Origin of the sequence: Streptomyces sp. Je 1-332, from assembly GCF_040730185.1 — a bacterium.
GTDB lineage: Bacteria > Actinomycetota > Actinomycetes > Streptomycetales > Streptomycetaceae > Streptomyces.
Genome location: NZ_CP160402.1, coordinates 3,755,285 through 3,779,761, shown reverse-complemented (window position 1 = coordinate 3,779,761; position 24,477 = coordinate 3,755,285). Strand labels below are relative to the sequence as shown.

The window sequence follows — 24,477 nt, the reverse complement described above, 5'->3', positions numbered from 1 at the left end:
CGGGTTCCCGGGCCCTGGGTCCCGGGATCCGGGATCCGGGATCCGGGACCCCGGGCGTAGGCGCTCCCTACTTCTTGCCCGGCTGGTTGATCCGCAGCATGTTGCCCGCCGGGTCGCGGAAGGCGCAGTCGCGGACGCCGTACGGCTGGTCCATCGGCTCCTGAAGAACCTCGCCCCCGGCGGCGCGGACCCGCTCGAACGTGGCGTCGACGTCGTCGGTCCGGAAGATGACGCCGCGCAGCAGGCCCTTGGCCATCAGCTCGGCCACGGCCTGCCGGTCGGTGTCGGTGGCGTTCGGGTCGGCGAGCGGCGGCTCGATGACGATCTCGACGTCGGGCTGAGACGGCGAACCGAGCGTCACCCAGCGCATCCCCTCGAAGCCGACGTCATTACGCACTTCGAGGCCGAGCGCGTCGCGGTAGAAAGCGAGCGCCTTGTCGTGGTCGTCGACGGCGATGAAGCACTGCGCGAGTTTGATGTCCATGCGTACGACGCTACGGACCGGCGTCGGGTTTCGCTTCTCCGTTCCTGACCGGCCGGGTGCGGATCTTGGCGATACAGGCGGGGATGCCGGCGCTCTCACTGTGGTCGCGGGCCCGGTACGCGCTCGGGCTCTCGCCGACCAGCTCGGTGAACCGTGAGCTGAAGGAGCCGAGCGACGTACAGCCGACCTCCATGCAGACCTCCGTCACCGACAGGTCCCCGCGCCGCAGCAGCGCCTTGGCCCGCTCGATGCGGCGGGTCATGAGATAGCTGTACGGCGTCTCGCCGTAGGCGGCGCGGAAGCTGCGCGAGAAGTGCCCCGGCGACATGAGGGCGGCTCTGGCCAGCGCCGGGACGTCCAGGGGTTCCGCGTAGTCGCGGTCCATCCGGTCACGGGCCTGGCGCAGCCGGACGAGGTCGGAGAGAGAGGCGGACACATGGGGAACGTTACCGACCGCCGGTGAGCGCGGCGCGGGGGTCAGGCCGCGGGGCAGAGTCCGGCGGGGGACACGGCAGCGTGCACGGGGTGCACGGGCCTGGCGGTGCGAGCGGGGTGGGCGGTGCGGGTGGTGGCCGTGGTCGTGGCCTGCGAGCGGGTGCGGGCGAAGACGACCAGGCGCAGCACGGCGAACCGTGCGACACCGGCCAGCGCGGAGGCCGACAGGTAGACGACCTGTTCGAGCATCGCGCCGGGCGACGCCACCAGCTGCTGAAGGACCAGCATCGCCAGGCAGGTCACCGCGTACGCGGCCGCCGCGGACCCGGCCGACTGCGCGTGCTGCCGCCCGGTCGCCCGGCCCCCCGCGCCGAAGGTGAAGCGGGCGTGCAACTCGGTGGCCAGGAGCGTGGAGACCACCGTGATCAGGGCGTTGGCCAGGGCCCAGGGAAGCCAGGAGGCCAGGGCCGCCACGGCGAAGCTGGATGCGACTCCGACCCCGCCGCCACAGAACACGAAGCGGGCGAAGGCGGTGAAGGCGCCGGGTGCCGTCGACTGCCGATTCTCTGCTGTCGCCATGATCCGACCCCTCCCTGGTTGCTGCGGTTGTTGCGGTGGCGCCATAGTGGCACACCTGTGGTGCCATGTCGAGTCATTATTGATGTCGCGGCGGCGCAAGGGGCCTGGCCTGCGTAAAGCGGGGGGAGGGGTGTGGGTGGGCGTGAGGCTGCGCCCGCGCGTGATGCGATTTGGTGCCACTGGTGCCATGCATGGCACCAGGCGGCGTCAGCCCAAGTCGTACTGTCCGGTCTCGCTGAAGATGAGGCAGGCTGAGGCCCTGACCTGGGGTGCCTCAGGTTGAGCGAGACGGTTCGGATTCGTCTGTCTCGTTCGAGGTGAGGCATTTGGCGACGGCTTCCGCCAAGACGCCGAGTCGTTGGCGTAGCCAGTGGATTGTGATCCCGCGAGGGTGGCGATCCAGGGGAAAGGCTTGTGTGAACGCGATCTGGGTTTCGCTGGTGATGTGTGCGACTCGTCGTTCCAGTTCAGGCTGTAGTGCCAGCGAAATGATCAGCTTGGTGAGCCTGGCCGCCTGGGGATAGTTGGCGACTCGCTTGAGCCGTGGTGTCCGATGGATGGCGAAGCGGTCCGGGAGGGTCTTGGTGCTGGGTCGATAGATTCGCTGGAGAACGGCATCTCTGTCTCGGTGCACCAGTGCCCGACTGTCTACTTCCGTCCAGAACTTTTCGCACTGGCGGTAACACTCAAGGAGAACGGCGGCGCCGTGTCGACGTTCGAGCTGGTCCAGAAGGATCTGAGCCTGCACGATCTCGGGAGCCTGTGCCAGGTCGATCTGCTTGGATTCGTTCGCGTGTCCGCAGCTCAGCCAGCGCTGATGACGGATGCAGACGTTGTCGTGGAACCCTCGGATGTAGACGTGGATGGGCTGGCCGTTGCTGCCGGAGCGCCAGGCGCAGAGGTCGCAGGCGGGCCGGTGGTTGACGATGAAGGTCTCGGGTGGCGGGACGATGTCGGGTGCGTGGTGCCGCAATTCCGGTAGTGCCCAGAGCAGGGTGGTGCGGGGCTGGCCGCTGATGAGTTCCAGCCGTTCGAGTTCGTTGAGCGGGCACTGGAGCCAGCGTGAGGGGTTGCGCATGGTGCGGAACTCGGTCTGGTTCGCGGCAGCGAGGCGTCGGCGGTAGGAGTCGAGCGTCTCGTTCGCGAACGGGGTGACCGTATGTGGCAGCGGACGGAGCAGGACCGGAGTGAACGGCAGTGAGGTGACGGGAGCAGGACCTCGTTGTCGGCCGGCCATCAGGCTGTCCTGCCGCGTCTGGCTTCGCCCCGGAAGGCCCTTTCGCTGGCATGGTCGACGTGGATGGTGTCGAGCTGACGACGGGTGATGCGCTCGCTGCCGTCGAGGATCGCGGAGATCGCGGCGGCCCGGATCAGGTGGGAGAGACTTCCGATCATTCCTCCGGTGCGCTGGTGGAGGTAGGGGTGCAGGCCAGCGAGGGTGTCGGTCGTGTGGTGGTGGAGCCGGAGCGTGGCCTCCATCGTCGCCACCAGTGCCTCCCACTCGGAGCTGAGCGGGAAGGGGCCGGTGTGCAGGAGTGTGCAGCGGCCGGCGATCTGGTCGCCGCGGATACCGGTGAACAGTCCGGAGTGCTCGACGTCGATGCCCGCATAGACGAAGGTCGCAGGCAGGTGCTCCGTGAAGTATTTGAGGTGGTCGGACAGTTCTTCACCGGCAGTGGTCGCCAGGTTCATCAGGTGGATCTCGTCGACCAGGACCAAGTCGGTGCGGGCCTCGATGAGGACCTGGCAGGCGGCGCTGGTGATGTCGACGGTGTTGTGCCGGGGCGAGATCGCCGGTAGTCCCAGGAACCGGGCGAACTCGATGGCGAGTTTTCGGGGCGATCCCTTGGGCGGGGCGGTGACGTAGACGACCGGGACCCGTCTGCTGTCTGGATAGCGCTGCCGGGTGCGCAGTTCGTGCAGCCTGCCGAGCTGCCGCAGGGCGGTGGTCTTCCCGGTGGTCCGCTCGCCCGAGATGATCAGGCCCCGCCGGGCGCCGTGTTCCCGGCGGTTGAGCAGGGTCAGCAGTCTGCCCTGGTGGGCGACTTCGTTGACTGTGGACGTCCGCACGACTTGCAGTTCGGAGTGGTAGTCGATGCGCCGCTCGTTATAGGAGTTGCGGACCGGGTCACCCATGCTTTCCCAGCTTCGGTCGGAGGCGAGTGGGAAGGTGGCCGCGTCCCTGTCGACGAAGTGCCGCCAGCCTGCCAGTGTCGTGGGCGGGTCGACGCGTTCCTCGTCGGTGGGTGTCATGCCGTCGGCGGAGGGGTTCACCACCATCGTTTCGCCTCCTCGCGGGCGTCGAAGATGCCCAATGGCACGACCTTGGCCAACTCGTCGGCTTCCTCGACCGCTTCGGATTCGTGAGTCGTTTCGTCCGGCGGTTCCTCGGGGCCGGACGAGACGGGCCGGGGCCAGGCTGCGGCGCTGGTGGCCCGGGTGCGGGCGGCGGCCTTGCGGTCGCGCCGCCCGTCCGCTCGGTTCTTGCCCTTCTGCCGCCGAGTGGGGCGGTCGTCGGGTCCGTCGGTCGCCCGGTCCAGCAGTTCGGCCGCGGCGCGTGCGACTGCTTCCTCGTCCGGTCTGCGTCCTTCGCGTTCGGCCAGCACCTGGTGGACCCGGTCGAAGATCAGCTCACCCATGGGGACGGGAGAGGTGCGCAGGTGGCGCCAGGTCGCGGTGATCCAGCCGCCTTCACGGTGGTTGCGTACCCAGACACGGGAGATGTCGTAGGGGTCGTAGTGGACTTCCCAGAGCCTGCCGTCCGGACCGGCTCCGGAGGGCTGACGCCGGTAGGGGCCGAGTGCGCGGGCGTCGTAGGTGCGGTTGTTGATCCGCACGCCGCCGGATCCGATGACCCGCCGCTTGCGGGGCATGAGCTGGATGTACTCCTCCTGATCCAGGGCGACCGGCACGTATCCGGCCGCTGAGACCAGCGCGGCGTACTTCTCGTTCGGGCTCAGCGGACGGTCCGGCATCAGCGGGTCCCGCAGCCCGTCGTGCGGCCTCGTCTGCCAGACGGCCACAGCCCACTCCTGCAAGAGTTCCTGGAGTTCGTGGATGGACCAGGCCGCTTGCGCGGCAGGATCCTTGCCCCGCATCTCGGCGCTGCGGCCGGTGTAGCCGGCCACGTACTGGGCGAACATCGTCGAGACCGAGCCCAGCGTCCGCTCGATGTGCGGCTTGTCAGTCGGGGTGTCGGGGTGCGCGGGCTGGAACGAGATCCCCAAGTGGCGGCAGGCGTTGCGGAAGTTATCCGAGATGTATGCCTTGCCCCGGTCGCTCACCACCGTCTCCGGGACAATCACCGGCTTCGCGGCGGCCTTGGCGAGCCGCTCGTCCAGCGGCAGCAGCGAGGCGTAGGGCAGCACCGACCGGGACATGCGCAGTGCGTCCGACCAGCCGGGTCGCACCGGCTCCGGTGTCATCGCCCGTGCCAGCAGCAGGGCGGCGTCGACCGCCTTCGTCGACGGACGCAGCACAACTGCCGCCAGAGTTTTCGTCGCCAGGTCCACCAGCCCGGTCAGTTCGCAGCGGTCCACCGTCCCGTCGTCATGGACGACCAGCACGTCCAGCGGTGTGGAGTCGATCTCCATCACCTCGCCCGACCGTGCTGCCGCGAGCTGCCCGAACATCCGCTTCGGCTGCTTGCCCAGCGAGCGGCGGGTGCGGGCCGAGCCCAGCAGATGCCGTCCCGTTGAGACCGCCTGAAGCAGCCGGTAGAACGCGGCCCGCGACGGCAGCGTCACCGTCCCGACACCGTGCTCGTCCGCCAGGAGCCGTTCGACCTGGCGCCGCAGCACCTGCGCGGACACGGTCGCCTCGTCGGTCCGACTGTTCACGACCTTCTCGATCGCCGTCACTACCCGCGAATCGGCCCGGCCTGTCCCCGTGGAGGGCTTGACCAGCCGCCGGTCCACCAGCCCCGCCACCCCCTCGCGCTCGAAACGGGCGCGCAGCCGCTGGAGCGTGCTCAAGGCCACCTCCATGCCGGTCTCCCGGAGTTCGGCGAGTTTGGCCAGCTCCCGCTGGCGCACCGAGCGCACGTCCGGGTCGTACTCGGCTCTCACCGGCGTGCCGTGATCGGCATCCGGATGGCCCGTCATCAGCTCGGTCAGGTGCCGCTGCCACCACCGGACCCGCTCGGCCTCCTCCGCAGGCAGGCCATCCAGCACCCCCTCCTGCGGCAACGGCGGGCGGGAAGGACCCGTGCCGAGCACGCCGAACCCCTCGGAGGCCAGCAGATGGCCCAGCAGCACGACGCTCGCGCCCTGGGCATCGTCGACCAGCCGCACCGACGTCCCGTGCAGAGCGACGACGCTGTGCTCGCGCCCCTCGTAGCGGACCCGGTCACCCAGCGACAGAAGCCGCGGACGTGTCGGCATCGCTCTCCACCTCCCTCGCCGCGACGGGTGCCGGATGCACCACCGTCACCGCCGACAACCGCTCGCCCACCAGATCCACGGCCAGCTCCCGGCGCCAGAGCAGATGGAAGAGCACCGGCAGCACGGCGATCGGATCTCCGACCGCCCGGACCCCGGCAAGCAAGCCTTGCGGTTGGGCGAACACCGCCCGCAGACACTCCGCCACCGGCTCACGCCGTACCCGCGGATGCCGGTAGCCCGACAGCCAGCGCAGATTCGCCGCCAGTACTGGATCGATCACCCCGACCCGCTCGTAACCCCAGCCGACCCGGGCGCAGGCCACGGCCGTGGCCGCGAACTTCGCCGCGTCCTCCGGCTCGACCAACTCATCCGGACGCACGTCCAACACCACAGCCCTGCCGTCCCGACGGCGTACGAAATAGTCCGGCGTGTGCCTGATCCGCCGACGCCCGCCGCCGTAACGCCACGACAGCCGAAACGGCTGGGAAGCCACCCCGACCACCTCCGGCTCGGCATCCAGACGCATCAGGTGGCTGAGCTCCGCCCATGACTCGTAACCCACCAACTCCGCGCTGGTCACAGCCCAGTACCAGCCGGGGAAATTGCGCTGCCCCCGGTACGACGGAAACCCCCGAACCTGCCCGACAGCCTCGAAACGCACAGGCCACACCACCTCAAGCGGCCCGCCATGTGACTCACCCCGGCTGTCGACGTACTCCAGCCAGAAATCCCCTGCCTCCACCAGCCACCCCCACTCGGCGCGCTGACCAGCCGTAACGACCGTAGAAGGCAGAGCGAACCGCTGCCTCAGATTGCCCGAGACATCACACCGAATGCCCGAGATTGAGCGAGACGTGTGCCCAGATGCCTCACAAAGACCGGGACTGCCTCAACTGCACGGAGACGGGACACGTACCCCAGATCGCACCCCTATTGAGTGGCGTGGCGCACTTTTGCAAGCAGGCGCTTGCAATAGTTAGCAAGGGGTGTGCAGTATCGACGCATGGCATCACTCAACGTCGGCAATCTCGGTGAGTACCTGCGTGAGCAGCGGCGCAACGCGCAGCTCTCGCTCAGGCAGCTCGCCGACGCCGCCGGAGTGTCCAATCCGTATCTGAGCCAGATCGAGCGCGGCCTGCGCAAGCCGAGCGCCGACGTGCTGCAACAGGTGGCCAAAGCGCTGCGGATCTCCGCCGAGACGCTCTATGTCCGGGCCGGGATCCTCGACGAGAAGGAGCGGGACGAGCTGGAGACGCGCGCCGTCATCCTCGCCGACCCCTCCATCAACGAGCGGCAGAAGCAGGTCCTGTTGCAGATCTACGAGTCGTTCAGAAAAGAGAACGGCTTCGAGGTCTCGGAGTACGCGGACGACGTGGACGTCGCGGATGCCCTGGACATCGCGGATGACGCGGATGCCGCCCCCAAGGACGACCCCTCAAGCTGACCGACCTGTACGAGCCGACCACCGAGCTGTACGAGCTGACGCGAACCCGGGAGGACCATCGCCATGGCCATCAAGGACGACCTGCGCAACACCCTCACCGACACCACCCCCGCCTACTTCGTCGTCGGCACCGCCGACCTCGCGTTCCAGCAGGCGAAGAAGGTGCCGGGCGCCATCGAGCAGCTGCTCGCCGAGGCGCCGACCCGTATCGACGCCGTGCGCAACACCGACACCAAGGCCGTCCAGGACAAGGCTGTCGCCCGCGCCAAGGAGGCGCAGGAGACCCTTCAGGCCAGGGTCACCGAGCTGCTCGGCTCGTTCGACACCGACCTGAAGAAGCTGGGCGAGAGCGCGCAGGGCTTCGCCCTCAGCTCGGTCGGCGTGGCCGCCGAGTACGCCGTGAAGGCGCGCGAGAAGTACGAAGAGGTCGCCGAGCACGGCGAGCAGGCCGTGCGCACCTGGCGCGGCGAGGCCGCCGACGAGATCACCGAGCTGGCCGTGGCCGTCGAGCCGGACGCCCCCGAGAAGCCGGCCTCCGCCGAGTCGGGCACCTCGGCCTCCACCGGGCCGGCCTCCACCGAGCCGAAGGCCGCCGCCGCCCCGGCGAAGAAGCCGGCCGCCAAGAAGGCCCCGGCCCCCCGTAAGCCGGTGGCGAAGAAGACCACGCCGCCCGCCAAGTAGGCGCGCGGCGGATCGGTTGTCATGTGTAGGGCCGGGCACTCTCGAAGTGCCCGGCCCGTTCATCGGGTAGCGGGTACGGTGTCCGCGTACTCAAGAGCTTCGATGCCTTGCGGGGCTTGTACGCCTTGCGGGGCTTGTATGGCTTCAAGAGCCGAGACTGGTGGTGGACGTAGTGCTGATGCAGGGGTTCGCGAACTTCATGTGGCTGCTGTCGTTGGCGCTGATCGTCTTCAGCGGCTTCGCGCTCGTCGACGCGGCCATCCGGCGTGAGGACGCCTATCGCGCGGCGGACAAGAAGACCAAGCCGTTCTGGCTGATCATCCTCGGGCTCGCCTTCATCGTGAACCTGATCTTCAACATCCTGTCGTTCCTGCCGATCATCGGCCTCATCGCGACCATCGTCTACATGGTCGACGTGCGGCCCGCGGTGCGGCAGATCACCGGCGGCGGAGGCGGCGGACGCCGCGGCTCCAGCAGCGACGGTCCGTACGGGCCGTACAACGGCGGCCGCTGAGGCTCTCGCCGGCCGTGCGGCAGGGGCCGTCAGCGGTCCCGGTCGAGCAGCAGCACGGCCACGTCGTCGGTCAGATCCCCGCCGTTCAGCTCGCGCACCTCGTTCACCGCGGCCTCCAGGAGCTCGTCGCCCCGCAGGCCCGCGGCGATCTGGCGGCGCAGCATCTCCACCATGCCGTCCTGGCCGAGGCGCTGGTTGCCCTGGCCGATGCGCCCCTCGATCAGGCCGTCCGTGTAGAGCATCAGGCTCCACTTGCCGCCGAGCTCCACCTGGCGGCGCGGCCAGCGGGCGTTCGGCAGGAGTCCGAGCGCGGGGCCGTTGTTCTCGTACGGCAGGAGCTCGGCGAGGTGGCCGTCGCGCGCGATCAGCGGTGACGGGTGGCCCGCGAGGCAGAGCCCGGCGCGGCGGCCGTCGGGGGCGATGTCGACCGTGCAGAGCGTCGCGAAGATCTCGTCGTCGGCGCGCTCGTGCTCCAAGACCTTCTGCAGCGTGCTGAGCAGCTCGTCGCCGCACAGGCCCGCGAAGGTCAGCGTCCGCCAGGCGATGCGCAGCTCGACGCCGAGCGCCGCCTCGTCGGGGCCGTGGCCGCAGACGTCGCCGATCATGACGTGCACGGAGCCGTCGGGGGTGCGCACCGTGTCGTAGAAGTCGCCGCCGAGCAGCGCCCGTGAGCGCCCCGGGCGGTAGCGCGCGGCGAACCGCAGCGGTGAGCCGTCCAGGAGCGGCGTCGGCAGCAGACCGCGCTCCAGACGGGCGTTCTCCTGGGCCCGCAGACGCGACTCCGTCAGCTGGCGCTGGGCGGCGTCCGCGCGCTTGCGCTCCACGGCGTACCGGATGGCGCGGCTCAGGAGCCGCCCGTCCAGCTCGTCACGGAAGAGATAGTCCTGGGCGCCGACCCGCACGGCCTCCGCGCCGCCCTCGGTGTCGCCGCTCGCGGTGAGCGCGAGGACGGCGTGCCGGGGCGCGAGGCGCAGGACGTGCTTGAGCGTGGCGAGCTCGTCCGCCTCCTCTTCGGGGGTGGCGGCCGGGACGGCGAGGGCCAGGTCGAGCAGGATGCAGTGCACGTCGTCGGTGAGCAGCCGCTCGGCCTCGGTGAGGTTGCGGGCGGTGCGGACCCTGATGGGCTTGCCGGCGGAGTCGAGCATCTGGGGGACGCTCAGGGAGCCCACCGGGTCGTCCTCGATCACCAGGAGGCTGAGGCCGGGGCCGCTCGCCTGCTGGTCGGTGTCCCTGGGCGCCGGCACGGGGTCCAGGGCTTCCAGGGGTGCGGGTATGGGTTCGGGCGCCCGCACGGGAGCGGGCGTCGGCGTCGGCAGAGCGTGAGCCTGACCGCCTTCCGCGGCCGGGATCGCCCTCTGCCGCGGTATGGGTACGGGCATGGCTTCGGTTTCCTTCCCTCCCCCCGAGGGCATGGTGGATCGACGGTCGAACGCTCCACCGACAGGGGACCATAGCGTTAGCCGAGGCCCGATTGGAATGGCGCGCGAAAAACAGCCACCGTCATATGCCGCAACAAGGACCGCAATTGGGCACTACGGCCTCCGGCAGGGATGACGAACATCACGCCCGGAGGGTTGAGAGGCGGGCCGAGGGTGCGGTGGGTCACATGACGTACGGCACAGAGCGGGCGCCGGGCCCCAAAGGGCTGCTTCGGGAGGCTGAAACCCCTACTTGTCGGGCCCCGAACCTTCTACTTGCCGGGTCCCGCACCTGCTACTTGTCGGGCCCTGAACCCCTACTTGTCGGGCCGCACGACCCCGAGGATCTTCATCGAGCCCGCGCCCGCGACGGTGACATCGCGCCCCGGCCGCGGCGCGTGCACGATCGCTCCGTCACCCACGTACATCCCGACGTGGCTGGCGTCCGCGTGGTAGATGATCAGGTCGCCGGGGCGCATGTTCTTGATGTCGATGCGCGGCAGTTGCTTCCACTGCTCCTGTGACGTGCGCGGGATGCCCTTGCCCGCGGCGGCCCATGCCTTGGACGTGAGTCCGGAGCAGTCGTACGAGGACGGGCCCTCGGCGCCCCAGACGTACGGCTTGCCGATCTGCGCGGTGGCGAACTCGATGGCCTTCTTGCCGGGGCCGCTCGCCTTGCCCTTGATGTCCTTCAGGACACCTGAACTCACCCACGCCGACTGCTTCTTGAGCTGGGCCTCCTCCTCGAGCTTCCGGAGCCGTTCGAGCTCCTTCTTCTCGAGCTTGGACTCCATCTCCTCGGCGGCCTCGATCTTCTTCTTGATCTTCTTCTTCGACTCGGCCTTCGCCTTGCGGTTGGCTTCCAGCTTCTTCCACTGGGCGGTGGCGTCCTTGGCGTAGATCCGCAGGTCTTCCTGCGTCCGCTCCATCTCCGTCATCATGCCCTTGGTGGCCTTGTGGCCCTGCCGCATCCGCCCGGCTCCGTCGAGGAACTCCTGGGGGTCGTCGCTCAGCATCAGCCGGGCCTCGGAGGACATCCCGCCGCTGCGGTACTGGGCGCGGGCGGCGGCGCCCGCGCGGGACTTGAGCTTGTCCAGCTTCTGCTGGCCCTCGGTGATGGACCGGGCGAGCTTCACGATCTGCTTGGACTGCTTCTCGCTCTTCTCCTCCGCCGCGTTGTACGCGTCCGTGGCGACGCCCGCGTCGTGGTAGAGCTTCTCGATCTCCTTGCGCAGGTCCTCAAGGGACTTGGCCTTGCCGGGCGTTGGCTTCGCCGGACTCGCGTGGGCCGTGCCCGGTGCGCCGAGCACCGCTGCCGCGCAGATCAGCGCCAGGCCGGCCACAGTCGAACTCCGCTTGCCGGTCACGTCCGCCTCCCCAGAGCTGATTTACCGTCAGTAACTTACGGGTGCCCCGGGGATGGTGCCACGCCGACGCGCAATGCGACAGGGCACAGCAACAACTCCGATCCCCACCCGCCCCATGTGACGAACGGCACGCGTAGATCGTTCCCTTCGCGGCGCGCCGCACGCGGAGTTCACCCGGCGCCGCCTCGCGAATTCACCCGTAGGCACCCCGCGCGTTCACCCCTGACGCGGCGCCAACGCTCCCCACGGAACCGTCACTTCACCCTGCCGCCAGCGCGCGGCGCGGTCCGCAACCGGCCAGTCCGCCGCCAGGTCCCGCACCGCCCGCATCCACCGCTGCCGCGCGCCGTAAGAGGCGTAGGGGGCTGCGGCGGCCCAGGCGCGGTCGAAGTCGCGCAGGAACGCGTGCACCGGCTCGCCCGGCACGTTCCGGTGGATCAGCGCCTTGGGCAGGCGCTCGGCGAGGTCGGACGGCCGGTCCAGCGAACCGAGGCGGGTCGCGAAGGTCACCGTGCGCGGTCCTTCGGGCCCGAGCGCGACCCAGACGTGCCGCCGCCCGATCTCGTCGCACGTCCCCTCCACGAGCAGCCCACCGGGCGCGAGCCGCCCGCACAGGCGTTCCCACACGGCGGCGACCTGTTCCTCGTCGTACTGCCGGAGCACGTTCGCGGCCCGGATCAGCGTGGGTCTCCCCGGCAGCGGGATCTCGAAGCCGCCGTGCCGGAAGGACAGCCCTTCCCTCTCGTACGGCTTCGCGGCCGCGACCCGCGCCGGATCGATCTCGACGCCGACCACGCGCGCGTGCGGGGCGGCGGTTCTCAGCCGCAGGAGCAGCTCGACGGCGGTCCAGGGCGCGGCCCCGTAGCCGAGGTCGACGGCGAGGGGATCGGTGGAGCGGCGCAGCTCGGCGCCGTGCGTGGCGGCGATCCAGCGGTCCATGCGACGCAGGCGGTTGGGGTTGGTGGTCCCGCGCGTCACCGTTCCCACGGGGCGGGAAGGGGTGCGGGAGGCCATGGGGGAAAGGGTATGCGCCCTGGTGGCGGGGTACGCGACCGAGCCGGGTGCGCTCGCCGTGCGCTGGCCGTGCGCTGGCCGTGCGCTCACCGGTTGAGCCTTGGCCGGTAATGATTTGGCAAACAGGAAATGGAGCGGCTCCTTCCGATGTTCTCCCACTGGAGGACCGTGCACGCCCTCCCGCAAGCCATGCCCGCGCGCGCACAAGGAGGACCGCCACGTGAGCCAGTACGTGACCAGGCTCGGCCGTCGCTCGCCGGCAGCGCCCAGCAGGCTGCGGATCCCCGGCACCCACCGGCGCCCCCGCCGGGTGGCCATGCTCAGCGTGCACACCTCCCCGCTGCACCAGCCGGGCACGGGCGACGCGGGCGGCATGAACGTCTACATCGTGGAGCTGGCCAAGCGCCTGGCCGCCATCAACATCGAGGTCGAGATCTTCACGCGCTCGACGACGGGCGCGCTGCCGCCCTCCGTCGAACTGGCCCCCGGCGTCCTCGTGCGCCACGTCGACGCGGGTCCGTACGAAGGCCTGGCGAAGGAGGAGCTGCCCGCCCAGCTCTGTGCCTTCACGCACGGTGTGATGCAGGCGTGGGCGGGCCACCGTCCGGGCCACTACGACCTGGTCCACTCCCACTACTGGCTCAGCGGCCATGTCGGCTGGCTCGCCGCCGAACGCTGGGGCGTGCCGCTGGTGCACGCCATGCACACGATGGCCAAGGTCAAGAACGCGGCGCTCGCGGCGGGCGACACCCCCGAGCCGGCGGCGCGCGTGATCGGCGAGACGCAGATCGTGCGGGCGGCCGACCGGCTGATCGCCAACACCTCCGAAGAGGCCGACGAGCTCGTACGGCACTACGAGGCCGAGGCCGGCAAGGTCGCCGTCGTCCACCCCGGCGTGAACCTCGACCGCTTCCGGCCCGCCGACGGCCGCGCGGCGGCCCGCCACCGCCTCGGCCTTCCGCAGGACGCGCTCGTCCCGCTCTTCGCGGGCCGCATCCAGCCCCTGAAGGCGCCGGACGTCCTGCTCCGCGCGGTGGCCGTCCTCCTCGACCAGCGCCCCGAGCTCCGTTCGAACATCGTCGTCCCCGTGGTGGGCGGCCCGAGCGGCAGCGGTCTCGCGAAGCCGGAGGGGCTGCAGAAGCTGGCCGCGCGCCTCGGCATCGCGGACGTCGTCCGTTTCCAGCCGCCGGTGGGCCAGGAGCAGCTCGCGGACTGGTTCAGGGCGGCCTCGGTCCTGGTGATGCCGTCGTACAGCGAGTCGTTCGGGCTCGTGGCCATCGAGGCCCAGGCGGCGGGCACTCCGGTCCTCGCGGCGTCGGTGGGCGGTCTGCCGGTCGCCGTACGCGACGGGGTCACGGGCTTCCTGATGGACGGCCACGAACCGGCCCACTACGCGCGCGTGCTGCGCGACTTCGCCGAGACCCCGCACCTCGCGGACCGGATGGGTGAGGCCGCCGCGCTGCACGCGGAGTCCTTCGGCTGGGACACGGCCGCTTCGGCCACGGCGGACGTGTACACGGCGGCCGTGCACGAGCACAGGCGTCGCGTACGCTCGCATCATGGCTGATGAGGCGGGCGCGGCGGAGATCATCGAGGGGACGCTGACGGAGGCGGACCTGGAGTGGGAGAGCCCGGAGCCGGGCTCGTACGTGGTGACGCTCCCCGGCACGCGCAAACTGTCGACGACCCTCTCCGTGAAGCTCGGCAAGCACGCGCTGTCGCTGACGGCGTTCGTGATCAGGCACCCCGAGGAGAACCACGACGCGGTGCACCGCTGGCTCCTCGAGCGCAACCTCCGCCTGTACGGCGTGAGTTACGCGATCGACTCCCTCGGCGACATCTACCTCACCGGAAAGCTCCCGCTCTCGGCGGTCACCCCGGACGAGCTCGACCGTCTGCTCGGCTCGGTCCTGGAGAACGCGGACGGCTCCTTCAACACGCTCCTGGAGCTGGGATTCGCGTCGGCGATCCGCAAGGAGTACGCGTGGCGGGTGTCGCGGGGCGAGTCCACGCGCAACCTGGACGCGTTCACTCACCTGACCCAGCCGCGCAGGACTGACGCGGGCTGACACGGGCTGACGCGGGCTGAGGCGGGCTGGCACCGGAGAGCCAAGAGGCTTAGCGCGACTCCTTCCCCGTAGGGGGCACCCATGGCATGCTCGCGCCCATCGCAGACGTGAATGGCGTTCACATCCATGGAAGGTGGCGGCGGGCATGGGCAGGGGCATGGGCATGGGCATGGAACACCCCAGCAGACGTGGCGTACTCGGCGGCGCGATGGTCGTGGCGGTGGTCACCGCGAGCGGTGGGTCGACACAGGCACACGCGGGAGCAGGCGAAACCCCCCTTCTCTGGGGGGAGTTCAAGGCAACCCCGTACACGCACCCCCAGGTCCCCTACGTAGCCCGCGCAGGCGCCCACTGCGGCACCCGCCGCCTCCCTCGCCCCAAGGTGGTCGCGAACGTAAGGGACTACGGAGCGAGGCCGGACGGCACGCAGGACGCGGCCCCGGCGATCAACCGCGCCCTGGCGGACGCGGGAGCGAGGGGCGGCGGCGCGGTCGTCATCCCGCCCGGCGACTACCGCATCGACGACATCATCCGCATCGCCCACGACAACGTGGTGCTCCGCGGGGCGGGCAGTGCCCGCACCACCCTCCACGCGACGAAGAGCCTCACGGAACTGATCGGCCCGTACGGCTCCCGGTACGGCGGCGACAAGTCCAGCTGGTCCTGGGCGGGCGGCCTCATCTGGCTCTGCCCGCAGTCACGTTGGGAGTCGCTGACGACGGCCATCAGGGCGAAGGAGTGGCCTTTCGAGGGCTGGACGGGCAACAAACGCGACGCATGGCAGACGCTCACGACCACGGCCCCCGCGCGCCGGGGCGACCGCGCCCTGAGGGTCACGGACCCCTCCCGCCTCCACAAGGGCGACCTGGTGCTGCTGCGCCTCGCGGACGACGCGGACCACACGCTCCTGGAGCACATGGCGGGCGGGGGCGATGGCCCGGAGGCGTACACCTGGGACGACAAGACGAAGCTCACGTCGTACGTCCCCTATGAGTGGCCGGTGCGGATCACTTCGGTAAACAAAAGCACGGTCACCCTGGAGCGGCCGCTTCCGTTGGACGTACGCGAGGAGTGGGGCCCGCGCCTGACGACGCACGTAACGGCACTCACGGGCGCGGGAGTCGAAGCACTGACCCTCGAAGCAGTCGAGAAGCCCCAGTCCCCGCACCTCCTGGACAAGGGCTACAACGGGGTCACGTTCCAGTGCGCGTACGACTGCTGGGCGGACGACATCGTGGTCCGGCACGTGGACAACGGCTTCGGCCTGGTCAGCGCATCGGCCTGCACCCTGCGCCGCACACGTGTCACCGGCCGGGGTGCGCACCACCCGTACTTCTGCCGGGAGGGTTCGCACGACAACCTGACGGAGGACTTCCGCATAGACCGGCGCACGACCCCGGCGCCCTCGGACACCCAGCTCCACGGCATCAACGTAGAGGGCCTGTCCTCCTACAACGTCTGGTCCCGGGGCGAGATGGAGATGGGCACGTTCGACAGCCACAGGGGCATGCCCTTCGCGAACGTCCGCACGGACATCACGGTCGAGAACAACGGCCGCCACGGAGGAGACACCAGCGCGGGCCCCCTCTTCGGAGCCCGCTTCACCCACTGGAACATCCGCGTCACCAACGAGCGGGCGGGCCTGGTAAAGATCGACGGCCTGGCCCCGTACAGCGCCACGGTGGGCATCAACGAGGTCCGCGAGTTCGACCAGATCGACGTACCGGACTTCTCCGGAGACCTGCACGCACGCCTGGAGCTCTACGGCACGACGAACGCGGTACGCCCACGGAACCTGTACGAGGCCCAGCGGGACCTGTAGTCCTCACCGCCTTGGCGAGCTCGCCCGGGGGATCTCGGACGCGGGCGGTCCGTGAGGTTGACCCTTCGGCCGTGCGAGAGCCCCGGCCCGCGCCATAGGCGCGGGCCGGGGCGTGATCGTCCTGCTTACTTCTTCTTGCCCTGGTTCTTGACCGCCTCGATGGCCGCCTTCGCCGCGTCGGGGTCGAGGTACGTGCCTCCGGCCTTCAGCGGCTTGAACTCGGCGTCCAGTTCGTACGACAGCGGGATGCCCGTCGGGATGTTCAGGCCCGCGATGTCCTCGTCCGAGATGCCGTCCAGGTGCTTGACCAGGGCGCGCAGCGAGTTGCCGTGGGCCGCTACCAGGACCGTCCTGCCGGTCAGGAGGTCCGGGACGATGCCGTCGAACCAGTACGGGAGCATCCGGACCACGACGTCCTTGAGGCACTCCGTCTGCGGGCGCAGCTCCGGCGGGAGCGTCGCGTAACGCGGGTCCTCGAACTGCGAGTACTCCGCGTCGCGGTCGAGCGCCGGCGGCGGGGTGTCGTACGAGCGGCGCCAGAGCATGAACTGCTCCTCGCCGAACTCGGCGAGCGTCTGCGCCTTGTCCTTGCCCTGCAGCGCGCCGTAGTGCCGCTCGTTCAGGCGCCAGCTGCGGTGGACCGGGATCCAGAGGCGGTCGGCGGACTCCAGGGAGAGCTGGGCGGTGCGGATCGCGCGCTTCTGGAGGGACGTGTGGACCACGTCGGGGAGCAGCCCGGCGTCCTTGAGCAGCTCGCCGCCCCGCGTCGCCTCCTTCTCGCCCTTCGCGGTGAGGTTGACGTCCACCCAGCCGGTGAACAGGTTCTTCTCGTTCCACTCGCTCTCGCCGTGGCGGAGGAGGATCAGCTTGTACGGTGCGTCGGCCATGCCCCTGAGCGTAATCGAACCGCCGGGTGCCCCGCGCGTCCGCCCGCGGCCCGGACAGGGCGGCCGTGAGGGCGGCGTCAGTTGACGGGTTCTGCCAATCCACTGGCTCTTCCGGGTCAGTGCGTCGTAATGTTCGAGCATCGGTAGAGACACTTACATTTCGACGCTGCGACGCTGCGACGCTGCGGCGCTGCGGCGTTACGGCACTCGTACCTCGGCGCGCTCATGCGTCGGCACTCACCTGCCCGTCAGATCCTGTGGGGGGACCCCTATGCCACTCGCCGCCCTGAGACGCGCCGCCAAGGAGTCCGTCTCCGGTCTTCCCCGCGAGTTCTGGTGGCTGTGGATCAGCACCCTCGTCAACCGCCTCGGCGCCTTCGTCGCCACCTTCATGGCGCTCTATCTGACCCTCGACCGCGGCTACTCCGCGACGTACGCCGGTCTAGTCGCCGCCCTGCACGGACTCGGCGGAGTCGTCTCCTCGCTCGGCGCGGGCGTGATGACCGACCGGCTCGGGCGGCGGCCCACCCTCCTCATCGCCCAGGCGTCCACCGCGCTCTCCGTGGCCCTCCTCGGCTTCATGAAGGACCCCCTGGCCATCGCGGCCGTCGCCTTCCTCGTCGGCATGGCGAGCAACGCGTCCCGGCCCGCCGTGCAGGCGATGATGGCCGACATCGTCCGCCCCGAGGACCGGGTGCGGGCCTTCTCGCTCAACTACTGGGCCATCAACCTCGGGTTCGCGATCTCGTCCGCGGGCGCGGGCTTCATCGCCGAGTTCAGCTACCTCGCCGGGTTCCTCATCGAAGCCGTGATGACCATGGTCTGCGCCATCGTCGTCTTCATGAAGCTGCCGGAGTCGCGGCCGGTGCGGACCGCCCTGGAGAAGGAGTCGGATCCGGAGGTCGGGCTGGGGACCGTCCTGCGTGACGGGCGCTTCATGGGTGTGGTCGGGCTCTCGTTCCTCATCGCGCTGATCTTCATGCAGGGCTCCGTGGGGCTGCCCGTCGCCATGGGAGAGGCCGGGTTCACACCCGCCGACTACGGAGTGGCCATCGCCGTCAACGGCGTACTGATCGTCGCCCTACAGATCCCCGTCACCCGGTTCATCGAACACCGCGACCCGCAGCGGCTCCTTGTCATCTCCGCGCTGCTCGCCGGCTACGGCTTCGGCCTCACCGCCTTCGCCGGGTCCATCGGCGTCTTCGCCCTGACCGTGTGCGTCTGGACCCTCGCCGAGATCGTCAACGCCCCCACTCAGACCGGCCTCGTCGTACGCCTCTCGCCGACCCACGGCAGGGGCCGCTACCAGGGCATGTACACCCTGTCGTGGGCCGTGGCCTCGCTCGTCGCCCCGCTGATGTCCGGCTTCGTCATCGACCGCTTCGGGGCCCAGTGGCTCTGGGCCACCTGCGCGGTCATCGGAACGGTCGCCGCCCTCGGCTACTGGTCGCTGATGCGGGGGCTGCCCGCCGAGGGGGAGACGGTGGAAACGGTCGCCGTGCCGGCGGCTCCCGCGTCCGGCGAGGCCGCCGATCTTCCCGCCCGCGCATAGGGGCGGCGCCGCTGCCCGCCCGTCAACACCCGCGCGCGTGTGCGCCGTTGCTGCGCCCCTCCCAGTGGGCATGGAATGGGCATCAGGCAGTACGCCTTCGAGGAGGAGACCCATGGCCGAGTCCCCCAAGACCGAAACCGCCCCCGGGCAGCCGGCGAAGACGCCCGGCCTGCCCGAGCTCGTGCTCCTTGGCTCCTGCGGCTGCGGCTCGGGCTGCGGCTGCGGCTGCCAGTCGGGCGGACCGTGCCAGTGCGGCGGCTGCTGCGGCTGAGCCGCCACCGCTCCCAGCACACAAGGGTGTGCCCCGCACCAGCGGCGGGGCACACCCTCACGCAGCGGGTCCGATGCGAAGGTCAGGCCCCCTCCACCGGCGCCCCCGTCACCTTTCCTCGTGCGCCCCTCGCACTGCTCGGCGCCGGGGCGCCTCCCAGGCTTCGGAGCGCTGTGCCGGACTCCGTCCGGCGGTGGGGGTCCGGGGCCGGTGTGAGGGGCCGGCCTCCCACTGGCGGAGTCCGGGTCGGTGCGGGGGCCAGGCCCCCACCACCAGCGGAGCCCGGTCCGATGCGAAGGTCAGGCCCCCTCCACCGGCGCCCCCGTCACCTTTCCTCGTGCGCCCCTCGCACTGCTCGGCGCCGGGGCGCCTCCCAGGCTTCGGAGCGCTGTGCCGGACTCCGTCCGGCGGTGGGGGTCCGGGGCCGGTGTGAGGGGCCGGCCTCCCACTGGCGGAGTCCGGGTCGGTGCGGGGGCCAGGCCCCCACCACCAGCGGAGCCCGGTCCGATGCGAAGGTCAGGCCCCCTCCACCGGCGCCCCCGTCTGCTGCATCTCGTCCGCGTGTTCGCCCGTCACCAAGTACACGACCCTCTTCGCCACCGATACCGCGTGGTCCGCGAAGCGCTCGTAGTAGCGGCCCAGGAGCGTCACGTCCACGGCCGTTTCGATGCCGTGCTTCCAGCGGTCGTCCATCAGGTGCTGGAAGAGCGTCCGGTGCAGCAGGTCCATCTCGTCGTCGTCCTGCTCCAGCTGGAGGGCCAGGTCGACGTCCTTCGTGATGATGACCTCGGCCGCCTTGGCCATGAGGCGCTGCGCCAGCTGACCCATCTCCAGGATCGTCGCGTGCAGATCCTGCGGAACGGCCGACGCCGGGAAGCGCAGGCGGGTCAGCTTGCCGACGTGCTGGGCAAGGTCGCCCGAGCGCTCCAGGTCGGCGCTCATCCGCAGCGAGGTGACGACGATGCGCAGATCGGTGGCGACCGGCTGCTGCCGCGCGAGGAGGGCTATCGCGCGCGCCTCCAGCTCGTGCTGCAGATCGTCGACCTTCTGGTCGGCGGCGATCACGCTCTCCGCCATCTTCAGGTCGGCGTCGAGCATGGCCGTGGTGGCGCGCCCGATCGCGGACCCGACAAGGCGGGCCATCTCGACCAGGCCTTCGCCGATCGAGTCAAGTTCCTCGTGGTACGCGTCCCGCATGTGGATGTCCCTCTCTAGTACGTCCCGGGGGGTGACCCCCACGCTCCCACGGTGCGGCTCGGACGCGTCCGTTTCCGGCACCCCGAATGAACCGTCCCTGTCACCGAGGTGAACTGTGGGCGACGGGCAGCGCCACGCCGGGAGCCGCACCGGCACGGGCCGGAGCAACCCGTTCGGCCGAAGTGAACCAACCCCGTCCCCTCGGTGAACTCTGGGCGACGAGTGTTCGAGCGGGCCCCCGTATGGCTGTGGCCCGTGCGTAAAGGGCGCATAACCTGGAGGCATGGACGTGAACGCGGCGGTCGCCGCAGCGGCAGCGATCGCCGGGGTGTGCACCGGTGTCATCGCCATGCTGGCGTTCCGCTGGAGCGAGCGCGACCTGAAACGCCCCACCCGGACCTCCCTGCACACCGACCCCGTACTGCCACCGGGCGTCGACACCGTACTCTCCGTGCTCCGCTCGTCCGCCGTCGTCCTCGACGAGGCGGACAGCGTCGTCAAGGCGAGCTCGGCCGCGTACGCCCTCGGGCTCGTCCGCGGCGGCAAGCTCGCCGTGGAGCCCATGCTCCAGATGGCACGCGACACCCGCCGTGACGGCGAGATACGCCAGGTCGAGCTGGACCTGCCACGCCGCGGCACCGGCCGGGGCGACGCCCTCGCCGTCTCCGCACGCGTGGCCCCCCTCGGCTCCCGCCTGGTCCTGCTCCTCGTGGAGGACCTCACCGAGGCCCGCCGCATCGAGGCCGTACGACGCGACTTCGTCGCGAACGTGAGCCATGAGCTCAAGACCCCGGTGGGGGCACTCTCCCTGCTCTCCGAGGCCGTCATGGACGCCTCCGACGAGCCCGAGGCGGTCGAACGCTTCGCGGGCCGCATGCAGATCGAGGCGACCCGCCTGACCAGCCTCGTCCAGGAACTCATCGACCTCTCCCGGGTCCAGAACGACGACCCCTTGGAGGACGCCGAACCCGTCCGTGTCGATGAACTGGTGGCGGAGGCGATCGACCGCAGCCGTCACCAGGCCTCCCACAAGCAGATCACCATGGCCGCGGGCGGCACCGCCGACCTGCAGATATGGGGCAACCGGGGCCAGCTGGCCGCGGCACTCGGCAACCTCGTCGAGAACGCCGTGAACTACTCGCCCGCCCGCACCCGCGTGGGCATAGCGGCCCGCCGGGTCAGCGCACCCGGGGGAGACCTCATCGAGGTGGCCGTCACCGACCAGGGGATCGGCATCTCGGACAAGGACAAGGAGCGCATCTTCGAGCGCTTCTACCGAGTGGACCCGGCCCGCTCCCGGGCCACCGGCGGCACCGGCCTCGGCCTCGCCATCGTCAAACACGTGGCCGCCTCGCACGGCGGGGAGGTCACCGTGTGGAGCTCCGAGGGACAGGGCTCCACCTTCACGCTGCGGCTGCCCGAAGCAGCCGCGCACCGCGACCGCGGATCCGGTCACCGCGGAGACGGCAGCGAAGCCGACACCGCACGGCCCGAAGAGACCACTTCGTACGAACCCATTCCTGCCCCGGAGGTCCTTCCGTGACCCGAGTGCTCGTCGTAGAGGACGAGGAGTCCTTCTCCGACGCCCTGTCCTACATGCTTCGCAAAGAGGGCTTCGAGGTCGCCATCGCGGCCACCGGCCCGGACGGACTCGACGAGTTCGAGCGCAACGGCGCCGACCTCGTCCTGCTCGACCTGATGCTGCCGGGCCTGCCCGGCACGGAGGTCTGCCGCCAGCTGCGCGGCCGCTCCAACGTCCCGGTGATCATGGTCACCGCCAAGGACAGCGAGATCGACAAGGTGGTCGGACTCGAAATAGGGGCCGACGACTACGTGACGAAGCCCTTCTCGTCCCGTGAGCTCGTGGCCCGCATCCGCGCGGTCCTGCGCCGCCGCGGCGAGCCCGAGGAGGTCGCGCCGCAGGCCCTGGAGGCGGGCCCGGTCCGTATGGACGTGGACCGGCACGTCGTCACGGTCTCCGGCTCCAAGGTCGACCTGCCCCTCAAGGAGTTCGACCTCCTGGAGATGCTCCTGCGCAACGCGGGCCGCGTCCTGACCCGCATGCAGCTCATCGACCGCGTCTGGGGCGCGGACTACGTGGGAGACACCAAGACCCTCGACGTCCACGTCAAGCGCCTGCGCGCCAAGATCGAGCCCGACCCCGGCGCCCCGCGCTACCTGGTCACGGTGCGCGGCCTCGGCTACAAGTTCGAGCCGTAGACGGCTCCTCAGTAGAAGCCACGCGAAAGGGGCGGGAACCCGGCACCGGGTTCCCGCCCCTTCCGCGCATACGGCGATGCGTACGTAAGGCGATGCGTACGTACGTCGATCAGTGCTCGACGGCGTCGCCCGCACCGTGCGACTGCGTGCCGCCACCGGCCGGCGACGAGGCCGCACCGGACGGCTCGGTGTTCGCACCGTCGGCGGGCGTGCCCGAGGGGTTCGTGGAGGGCGAGCCCGACGGGTCGGCCGAGGCGCTGCCGGACGGCTTCGACGAAGCGCCCGAGCCCGGGGCCTTCGGCACCTCGGTCGGGCCCCACTTCTTGAAGTAGCTCTCGGCCGGCACGACGAAGGTCTGCATCTTCACGTCGCCGGTCTTGCTGAAGGCGAAGGTGACCGGCTGCGCGTTGCCGTCCTTGACGGCCTCGCGGCTGCTGGGCAGGACGGCGGAGGCGTTGTCCTTGCCGCCGATGATGACCGAGCCGCCCGCGGGGATGGTCAGCGGACCGCCGCGCTTGGAGACCTTGTCGTCCTTGGCGGGCGTGATCTTGGCCTTCTTGCCGGTGCCGTCGACCGCGATCTCTTCCAGCTTCTGGTCGGTGCTGCCGTTGTTGAAGATCGTGGCGGCGATGACCGCGGGGCCGGTCGACTTCAGATCCGGCTGGGTGATCACCATGGCGTTCTGGATCTTGATGTCGCCGACGGTGATCGCGGCGTTGTCCGGCTTGATCTCGTGCGTCTGGGCGTTGTTACCGGCGCCGCACGCGGCGAGCGACGCGAGCGAGAACGCGATGGCGGTGGCGGCGATGGCGCCACGTCGAAGGCTGCGGCTCACGGCGGCGGCAACTCCTTGAACGAGGGCGGAACGGGGGGGCGGGCGGCCGTAAAGCCGCCCTAAGTGTGTGTCAGCGGGCTTAGGTTACCGAGCCGTTCCCGCACCACCGCACCCGACCCGCCCCTACGGGTGGTGAGCCGTTCTCCCACGGCTCGTGTCCCGACATGCACGCCCCTGCCGTCACGTCCTCGACATTGACCTCTCGTTCACCATTCACTTAAGTGCCGTCAAGTGTCGTCACGGCTCCTCCTGCGGATTTCCGGTAAGGAATGCATGGCGGTCCGGGGAAGTCCGGGGAATTGATCACCGGGGGCGCTTGATCAATTTCGGATTCATGTCGAACAGGAGCCCGCACGTCACTCCGGTCGCCGAACGGAGTAGCGGAAGTTCACCGCTCGGAACCCGGCAAAACGGGACGTTCGGCCTCGTGGAGCGCTCTCGGAGGGGGCGTGACGGGCGCGTTTCCGCTTCCCCGAAGAGCCGCTCCCACCTGCGAATACCTCGCTCCACTAGCCCTTCGCAGCACGTTCCTGTTGCTGTTGTCAAGCCCCGAGATATGCCCTGACCTGCGAAAACGCCATTCAGAAGAGGCGGTTCTCGTGTTAGGATGGATAGCCACGGAAGGGGTACCTGTCACATGACGTTCAAGGTTGGCGACACCGTGGTCTATCCCCATCACGGGGCCGCGCTGATCGAGGCCATTGAGACTCGCCAGATCAAAGGCGTGGACAAGACCTACTTGGTGCTGAAGGTCGCCCAGGGCGACCTGACGGTACGTGTGCCTGCGGACAATGCGGAGTTCGTCGGCGTGCGTGATGTGGTCGGTCAGGACGGGCTCGACCGGGTCTTCGAAGTACTGCGCGCGCCGTACGCCGAAGAGCCGACGAACTGGTCCCGTCGCTACAAGGCAAATCTCGAGAAACTCGCTTCGGGCGATGTCATCAAGGTCGCGGAAGTCGTGCGTGACCTGTGGCGTCGTGAGCGTGAGCGCGGACTGTCCGCGGGCGAGAAGCGCATGCTCGCCAAGGCTCGCCAGATCCTGGTGAGCGAGCTCGCCCTCGCGGAGAACACGAACGAGGACAAGGCCGAGGCCCTGCTTGACGAGGTCCTCGCGTCCTGATCGCGTCCTGACACAGGCACACGTCTTGGCGCCATGAAATGCCGCGGTGCCCGCTGACCCTCAATGGTGTCGCCGGGCGCTGCGGCATGTTCGTACCCGGACGAAATCCTTGAGGGACGCCATCCTGAAGCGTCCATCCCTGATGCGCGTCATCCCTGAAGCGTGAGTGCCGGGCTCGGGCAGCTG

The 24,477-nt window shown here is 69.8% G+C and carries 24 protein-coding genes; 11 read left to right on the top strand and 13 right to left on the bottom strand.

Features of this window, described 5'->3' with window-relative positions; genetic code table 11:
- Window positions 1-67: 67 nt before the first annotated feature.
- The 7 genes from ABXJ52_RS16975 to ABXJ52_RS16945 form a co-directional block, all read right to left on the bottom strand.
- Complete coding sequence (locus ABXJ52_RS16975; RefSeq protein WP_367043393.1) at window positions 68-484, bottom strand: VOC family protein; 417 nt, start codon at window positions 482-484, stop codon at window positions 68-70.
- Between the two features lie 10 nt (window positions 485-494).
- Window positions 495-869, bottom strand: a complete 375-nt coding sequence (locus ABXJ52_RS16970; protein WP_367049101.1) for a helix-turn-helix transcriptional regulator — start codon at window positions 867-869, stop codon at window positions 495-497.
- A gap of 92 nt (window positions 870-961) precedes the next feature.
- Complete coding sequence (locus ABXJ52_RS16965) at window positions 962-1,498, bottom strand: hypothetical protein (protein ID WP_367043391.1); 537 nt, start codon at window positions 1,496-1,498, stop codon at window positions 962-964.
- A gap of 274 nt (window positions 1,499-1,772) precedes the next feature.
- Window positions 1,773-2,735 carry a hypothetical protein gene (locus ABXJ52_RS16960; RefSeq protein WP_367043389.1) on the bottom strand — a complete coding sequence of 321 codons (963 nt, stop codon included), beginning with the start codon at window positions 2,733-2,735 and terminating at the stop codon, window positions 1,773-1,775.
- Window positions 2,735-3,778: an ATP-binding protein gene (locus ABXJ52_RS16955; protein WP_367043388.1), complete on the bottom strand. Its 1,044-nt coding sequence runs from the start codon at window positions 3,776-3,778 to the stop codon at window positions 2,735-2,737. The genes ABXJ52_RS16960 and ABXJ52_RS16955 overlap by 1 nt, the downstream gene beginning before the upstream one ends.
- The gene (locus tag ABXJ52_RS16950; RefSeq protein WP_367043385.1) at window positions 3,769-5,880 is read right to left on the bottom strand and encodes a Mu transposase C-terminal domain-containing protein; all 2,112 of its coding nucleotides are present in this window, start codon (window positions 5,878-5,880) and stop codon (window positions 3,769-3,771) included. Before ABXJ52_RS16950 ends, ABXJ52_RS16955 begins: the two co-directional genes overlap by 10 nt.
- Window positions 5,846-6,541, bottom strand: coding sequence for a TnsA-like heteromeric transposase endonuclease subunit (locus tag ABXJ52_RS16945; RefSeq protein ID WP_367043382.1), 696 nt, complete (start codon window positions 6,539-6,541; stop codon window positions 5,846-5,848). Before ABXJ52_RS16945 ends, ABXJ52_RS16950 begins: the two co-directional genes overlap by 35 nt.
- 342 nt (window positions 6,542-6,883) lie before the next feature.
- Here ABXJ52_RS16945 and ABXJ52_RS16940 point away from each other — a divergent pair, with 342 nt between their 5' ends.
- The 3 genes from ABXJ52_RS16940 to ABXJ52_RS16930 all read left to right on the top strand — a co-directional run bounded on the left by ABXJ52_RS16940 (window position 6,884) and on the right by ABXJ52_RS16930 (window position 8,519).
- Window positions 6,884-7,324: a helix-turn-helix transcriptional regulator gene (locus ABXJ52_RS16940; RefSeq protein ID WP_367043379.1), complete on the top strand. Its 441-nt coding sequence runs from the start codon at window positions 6,884-6,886 to the stop codon at window positions 7,322-7,324.
- A 63-nt stretch (window positions 7,325-7,387) separates the two neighbouring features.
- Window positions 7,388-8,005: a hypothetical protein gene (locus ABXJ52_RS16935; RefSeq protein WP_367043376.1), complete on the top strand. Its 618-nt coding sequence runs from the start codon at window positions 7,388-7,390 to the stop codon at window positions 8,003-8,005.
- Between the two features lie 160 nt (window positions 8,006-8,165).
- Window positions 8,166-8,519: a DUF2516 family protein gene (locus ABXJ52_RS16930; protein WP_367043374.1), complete on the top strand. Its 354-nt coding sequence runs from the start codon at window positions 8,166-8,168 to the stop codon at window positions 8,517-8,519.
- Window positions 8,520-8,548: 29 nt separating this feature from the next.
- Here the strand turns inward: ABXJ52_RS16930 and ABXJ52_RS16925 are convergent, their stop codons facing one another.
- The 3 genes from ABXJ52_RS16925 to ABXJ52_RS16915 all read right to left on the bottom strand — a co-directional run bounded on the left by ABXJ52_RS16925 (window position 8,549) and on the right by ABXJ52_RS16915 (window position 12,318).
- Window positions 8,549-9,898 carry a SpoIIE family protein phosphatase gene (locus ABXJ52_RS16925; RefSeq protein WP_367043371.1) on the bottom strand — a complete coding sequence of 450 codons (1,350 nt, stop codon included), beginning with the start codon at window positions 9,896-9,898 and terminating at the stop codon, window positions 8,549-8,551.
- A 356-nt stretch (window positions 9,899-10,254) separates the two neighbouring features.
- Window positions 10,255-11,304, bottom strand: a complete 1,050-nt coding sequence (locus ABXJ52_RS16920) for an NlpC/P60 family protein (protein ID WP_367043369.1) — start codon at window positions 11,302-11,304, stop codon at window positions 10,255-10,257.
- Between the two features lie 216 nt (window positions 11,305-11,520).
- Complete coding sequence (locus ABXJ52_RS16915) at window positions 11,521-12,318, bottom strand: class I SAM-dependent methyltransferase (RefSeq protein ID WP_367043366.1); 798 nt, start codon at window positions 12,316-12,318, stop codon at window positions 11,521-11,523.
- 220 nt (window positions 12,319-12,538) lie between these two features.
- Between ABXJ52_RS16915 and mshA the strand changes: the two genes are divergently transcribed.
- From mshA to ABXJ52_RS16900, 3 genes are all read left to right on the top strand, one after another.
- Window positions 12,539-13,885 (top strand): D-inositol-3-phosphate glycosyltransferase, encoded by a 1,347-nt coding sequence (gene mshA, locus ABXJ52_RS16910; RefSeq protein ID WP_367043363.1) that lies wholly within the window; start codon window positions 12,539-12,541, stop codon window positions 13,883-13,885.
- Window positions 13,878-14,387, top strand: coding sequence for a YbjN domain-containing protein (locus ABXJ52_RS16905; protein ID WP_367043361.1), 510 nt, complete (start codon window positions 13,878-13,880; stop codon window positions 14,385-14,387). Before mshA ends, ABXJ52_RS16905 begins: the two co-directional genes overlap by 8 nt.
- A 145-nt stretch (window positions 14,388-14,532) precedes the next feature.
- Window positions 14,533-16,209, top strand: a complete 1,677-nt coding sequence (locus ABXJ52_RS16900) for a glycosyl hydrolase family 28-related protein (RefSeq protein ID WP_367043358.1) — start codon at window positions 14,533-14,535, stop codon at window positions 16,207-16,209.
- 125 nt (window positions 16,210-16,334) lie between these two features.
- Here ABXJ52_RS16900 and ABXJ52_RS16895 read toward each other — a convergent pair whose 3' ends face one another.
- Entirely contained in the window at window positions 16,335-17,096 is a 762-nt protein-coding gene (locus ABXJ52_RS16895) for a phosphoglyceromutase (protein ID WP_367043355.1), read from the bottom strand.
- A gap of 271 nt (window positions 17,097-17,367) precedes the next feature.
- On the opposite strand from ABXJ52_RS16895, the gene ABXJ52_RS16890 reads away from it, so the two are divergent.
- Both ABXJ52_RS16890 and ABXJ52_RS16885 read left to right on the top strand, forming a co-directional pair.
- Window positions 17,368-18,648, top strand: coding sequence for an MFS transporter (locus ABXJ52_RS16890; protein WP_367043351.1), 1,281 nt, complete (start codon window positions 17,368-17,370; stop codon window positions 18,646-18,648).
- 112 nt (window positions 18,649-18,760) lie between these two features.
- Window positions 18,761-18,919: a hypothetical protein gene (locus ABXJ52_RS16885; RefSeq protein WP_367043349.1), complete on the top strand. Its 159-nt coding sequence runs from the start codon at window positions 18,761-18,763 to the stop codon at window positions 18,917-18,919.
- 516 nt (window positions 18,920-19,435) lie between these two features.
- Here ABXJ52_RS16885 and phoU read toward each other — a convergent pair.
- Window positions 19,436-20,116 (bottom strand): phosphate signaling complex protein PhoU, encoded by a 681-nt coding sequence (gene phoU / locus ABXJ52_RS16880; protein WP_367049099.1) that lies wholly within the window; start codon window positions 20,114-20,116, stop codon window positions 19,436-19,438.
- 283 nt (window positions 20,117-20,399) lie between these two features.
- On the opposite strand from phoU, the gene ABXJ52_RS16875 reads away from it, so the two are divergent.
- Together ABXJ52_RS16875 and ABXJ52_RS16870 are read left to right on the top strand one after the other, a co-directional pair.
- Window positions 20,400-21,659 carry an ATP-binding protein gene (locus ABXJ52_RS16875; protein ID WP_367043348.1) on the top strand — a complete coding sequence of 420 codons (1,260 nt, stop codon included), beginning with the start codon at window positions 20,400-20,402 and terminating at the stop codon, window positions 21,657-21,659.
- Window positions 21,656-22,336 (top strand): response regulator transcription factor, encoded by a 681-nt coding sequence (locus ABXJ52_RS16870; RefSeq protein WP_018527980.1) that lies wholly within the window; start codon window positions 21,656-21,658, stop codon window positions 22,334-22,336. Before ABXJ52_RS16875 ends, ABXJ52_RS16870 begins: the two co-directional genes overlap by 4 nt.
- Window positions 22,337-22,445: 109 nt before the next feature.
- On the opposite strand, the gene ABXJ52_RS16865 is transcribed toward ABXJ52_RS16870, so the two are convergent.
- Window positions 22,446-23,171 carry a DUF461 domain-containing protein gene (locus ABXJ52_RS16865; RefSeq protein ID WP_367043345.1) on the bottom strand — a complete coding sequence of 242 codons (726 nt, stop codon included), beginning with the start codon at window positions 23,169-23,171 and terminating at the stop codon, window positions 22,446-22,448.
- Window positions 23,172-23,808: 637 nt separating this feature from the next.
- Here ABXJ52_RS16865 and ABXJ52_RS16860 point away from each other — a divergent pair.
- A complete protein-coding gene (locus tag ABXJ52_RS16860; RefSeq protein WP_003953493.1) occupies window positions 23,809-24,291 on the top strand; it encodes a CarD family transcriptional regulator in 483 nt (160 codons plus the stop codon).
- The last annotated feature ends 186 nt before the right edge of the window (window positions 24,292-24,477 follow it).